4 protein-coding genes and 1 other RNA gene are annotated in these 3,718 nt (G+C 65.5%); 4 read left to right on the top strand and 1 reads right to left on the bottom strand.

Annotation, left to right across the window (positions count from 1 at the left end; translation table 11 throughout):
* Positions 1 to 26 precede the first annotated feature (26 nt).
* A complete protein-coding gene (trxA, locus tag HMPREF9440_RS02540; RefSeq protein ID WP_008541195.1) occupies positions 27 to 350 on the bottom strand; it encodes a thioredoxin in 324 nt (107 codons plus the stop codon).
* Between the two features lie 327 nt (positions 351 to 677).
* Here trxA and ffs point away from each other — a divergent pair.
* The 4 genes from ffs to dnaX all read left to right on the top strand — a co-directional run.
* An RNA gene (gene ffs / locus HMPREF9440_RS10915) (signal recognition particle sRNA small type) lies at positions 678 to 776 on the top strand.
* 438 nt (positions 777 to 1,214) lie between these two features.
* On the top strand, positions 1,215 to 1,859 hold the full coding sequence (locus HMPREF9440_RS02535) for a LysE family translocator (RefSeq protein ID WP_008541193.1): 645 nt from the start codon (positions 1,215 to 1,217) through the stop codon (positions 1,857 to 1,859).
* A 90-nt stretch (positions 1,860 to 1,949) separates the two neighbouring features.
* Positions 1,950 to 2,459 carry a GNAT family N-acetyltransferase gene (locus tag HMPREF9440_RS02530; protein WP_008541192.1) on the top strand — a complete coding sequence of 170 codons (510 nt, stop codon included), beginning with the start codon at positions 1,950 to 1,952 and terminating at the stop codon, positions 2,457 to 2,459.
* 118 nt (positions 2,460 to 2,577) lie between these two features.
* Positions 2,578 to 3,718: DNA polymerase III subunit gamma/tau (gene dnaX / locus HMPREF9440_RS02525; protein WP_008541191.1), on the top strand; the 1,141-nt coding region annotated here is incomplete at its 3' end.

Here is a 3,718-nt window from a genome sequence, read left to right as displayed (position 1 = left end):
AGTAAATTTTATTTCTTTACTGTTCCTTAGAGGTTCTTTTCGATGAAGGCGTCGAGCACGTCCTGCGAGCAGGAGCCGGTGTGCTGGTCGACGACCTGGCCGTTGCGGAAGGCGATGATCGTGGGGATGCCGCGAACGCCGTATTCGCCGGCGCGGCCGGACGATTCGTCGACGTCGTACTTGGCGATGACGGCGCGGCCGTCGAAGGTCTTCGCGGCCTGTTCAAGGCGCGGGGCGAGCATGCGGCAGGGGCCGCACCAGGTCGCCCAGAAGTCGACGAAGACGGTCTTGCCGGACTGAATGACTTCGGCTTCGAAGTTTTCGTCGTTGACGTGCTTGATTTCGCTCATGAGAGCCTCCGTAATGCTTGGAATGGAGTGTGCGGCGGGCGTTGGGAGGTCGCTCTCGGGGGAGGGCGGGCCGTCGGGAACGCGTGTTCTGTGTGCAGGCGTCACCTGGGCGGCTCGGCGTCAAGCCGGACCGTCGGATCGTCGTCGCTGGGTGTGGTGTATGGAGCCGCTCCGGACGGAGCGCTCTTCGGAAGAAGTGAATCGGGCCGAACGGCCGATTCCGGTGAGGGCAATAGTACCACCTCGTCCGAAATGTTTCCGAGCGGCGCGGCGAACGGCGTACGCTTTTTTGCAATTTGCGGCGTCTGCCGCTAGAATGCGCACCTTGGCGGGTCCCCTCGCATGTGCTCCCCAGGAACCTGGTCAGGTCGGGAACGAAGCAGCCATACTGGTCTGAGCGCAGTGCCGAGGATAAGGCTCGCCATTTTCGCATCCGGCGTTTCCGCATCCGACGGAAGCGTCCCGCCTCTTCGACTCCTCTCTTCTCCGCCCGCATTCTCGCGCCCTTCGGATCCGCCGAACGGTGAGGCGTCTCCTCGTCTTCTCGTTTTCCCGCGCTTCCTCCCCGCAGAGGGCCCTCAAGCCCGTCCCGGCCGACTGCCGCGCAGGTGCCGAACGCCGCTCGGGAGGTGCCCTGAAACGTCTCAAGCCCTTGAAAATGCTGAGCAATCCGCGCTTCGGTCGGGGCTCTCCCCGGAGATCTCCGCCGTGCGGCGCGGCCTGACGGTGCGTTCGGCTCTCCCGCGGGGCGGCGGACCCCGGGAGACGGCGGACCGCGCCCGGCGCTAGACTCGGCCAATGAACCCGGCCGCCGACGACCAACGGCCCCGCGTTCTTTGAGACCAGCACGATCCCCGGACGGCCATGAACACGTCGCTCTACCTCCTCTACCTCGTCACCGCCGCCACGACGGTGCTCTCGCCCGGCCCGGGCGTTCTCATGACGATCATGAAGTCGATCCGCCACGGCTACCGCGGCGCGGTGTGGGGGATCCTGGGGGTCGCTTCCGGGACGATCATCATGGCCCTGATCACGGTGAGCGGCATCGGGGCGATGCTCCGCTACTCGCCCGAGGCGTACGATCTGCTCCGCACGGTGGGCGCCCTCTACATGGTGTGGTTGGGCTGGAAGGCCTGGAAGGCGAAGGGCTTCAGCTTCAAACTCGCGGGCCACGAAGCGAAGGACGTCGTCTTCGACCCGAACTTCGTGCGTTGGCGTCTCGTCATGGAAGGGGTCGCCCTCCAGATGACGAACCCGATGCTGATCATGTTCTTCTTCTCGGTGTTCCTGCAGTTCATCGATCCCGCCTACAGCTACCGCGAACAGGTGACGGTCTTGTCCGTCACGTACTTCCTCCTCGTCTTTTTCATCCACACGGGCTACTCGATGGTGACCTGCCACTTCCGCGGGTTCCTGAAGAGCGACCGCGCCGCGCGCGTCATCTACCGCACCGGGGCGATCCTCTTCTGGGCGCTCGCCGCGAAGGTTGCGGTCGACCTCATCCATTGAGAAATTCCGGGCGGCGTGCTATCAAGTTCTTTCCGCCGCGGCGAAGACCGACCGACTTTCCTTTCGCCGCACGAAGAAGGAGTTTTGCCCATGACGACCTTTGAGGTCCGCCCGGCGCGCGAAGAGGACTGCGCCGAAGTCTCCCGGCTGATCCACGCGCTCGCCGCCTACGAAAAGCTCGCCGACCAGTGCGAGAGCACGCCCGAATTGATCCGTGAGGCGCTCTTCGGCGAAAAGCGGGGCGCGCACTGCAACCTCCTTTGGGCGAAGACCGACGAGGGCGAGCGCCCCGTGGGCTTTTCGCTCTACTTCTACAATTTCTCGACCTTCCGGTCGAAGCGCGGGCTCTACCTCGAAGACCTCTTCGTCGAACCGGAATTCCGCGGGATGGGCGGCGGGCGCCTTCTGATGGAGACGCTGGCCTTGACCGCCGCGCGCGAAGGCTGCCCGAGGTTCGAGTGGGTGGTGCTCGACTGGAACCAGCCCGCGATCGACTTCTACCACCGGTTGGGCGCCAAGATTCTCGACGACTGGCGCATCTGCCGCCTGGAGGGCGAAGCGCTTGAAGCCTTCGTCGCCCAAGCCGAGCGCCGCCGCTAAAATAAGGCTTCCCAAAGGACAAGAACGGACGCGGACGGAGAACGCGGGGCGGCGGTGCCGCCCCTGATCGCATCCGCGGCATCCGCGCCCACCCAATTCCCGAGAAGCGCGCATCGAGATGAGCAGCAACTACCAGGTACTCGCCCGCAAGTGGCGCCCCCATGACTTCGAGACGATCGTCGGTCAGGACCACGTCGTCACCGCGATCACGCGAGCCTTGGACGAAAAGCGCCTGCACCACGCGTACCTCTTCACGGGGACCCGAGGCGTCGGGAAGACGACGATTTCGCGCATCTTCGCGAAGGCCCTGAACTGCCAGGGCGCGGACGGCAAGGGCGACGTGACGTCGCACCCCTGCGGCGTCTGCCCCGCCTGCCGCGCGATCGACGAAGGCCGCTTCGTCGACTACATCGAGATGGACGCGGCCTCGAACCGTTCGGTCGAGGACATGACGGCGCTTCTGGAGCGCGCGATGTACGCCCCGACCGAAGGCCGCTTCAAGGTCTACATGATCGACGAAGTGCACATGCTCTCCAGCACGGCCTTCAACGCGATGCTGAAGACCTTGGAGGAGCCGCCCGAGTACGTGAAGTTCATCCTCGCGACCACGGACCCGCAGAAGGTCCCGGTCACGGTGCTCTCGCGCTGCCTTCAGTTCAGCCTCCGCAACATGACCCCGCAGGGGATCGTCTCCCACATGGAAACGATCCTCCAAGCCGAAGGGATCGAGTACGAAGTCGGGGCGCTGCGGCTTCTCGCCGAAGGCGCCCGCGGCTCGATGCGAGACGGCCTCTCGCTTCTCGACCAGGCGATCGCCTACTGCGGCGGCGCCGTGCGGCTGCAGCCCGTGCGCGACATGCTCGGGATGAGCGGGTCCGAAATGCTCTTCGGGCTCCTGAACGCCGTCGCTGACGGTGACGCCGCCGGCATGATCCGCATCGCGGACGACATGCAGACGCAGAGTCTTTCGTTTGCTCAGGCGATGAGGGACCTCGCCGCGGCGCTTCACCGCATCGCGCTCATGCAGCGCGTCCCCGGCGCGGTCGACGCGTCCGACCCGGACCACGCGGGTCTTGCGGCCCTCGCCGCGAAGATGAGCCCCGAAGAGGTGCAGCTCTGCTACCAGATTGCGCTTCACGGCCGAAACGACATGGGGTTGGCGCCCGACGAATACGCGGGCTTCACGATGGCGCTCCTGCGCATGCTCGCCTTCCGTCCGGCCGGGACCCGCATGAACGCGCCGGTGCGCGCGCCCGCAG

Origin of the sequence: Sutterella parvirubra YIT 11816, assembly GCF_000250875.1 — a bacterium.
Lineage (GTDB): Bacteria > Pseudomonadota > Gammaproteobacteria > Burkholderiales > Burkholderiaceae_F > Sutterella > Sutterella parvirubra.
This window is presented reverse-complemented; position numbering and strand designations above follow the sequence as displayed.

Bases quoted from the DNA above. Each gene is read 5' to 3' on its own strand.
- trxA (WP_008541195.1), bottom strand. From the start codon at position 350: ATGAGCGAAATCAAGCACGTCAACGACGAAAACTTCGAAGCCGAAGTC.
- HMPREF9440_RS02535 (WP_008541193.1), top strand. From the start codon at position 1,215: ATGAACACGTCGCTCTACCTCCTCTACCTCGTCACCGCCGCCACGACG.
- HMPREF9440_RS02530 (WP_008541192.1), top strand. From the start codon at position 1,950: ATGACGACCTTTGAGGTCCGCCCGGCGCGCGAAGAGGACTGCGCCGAA.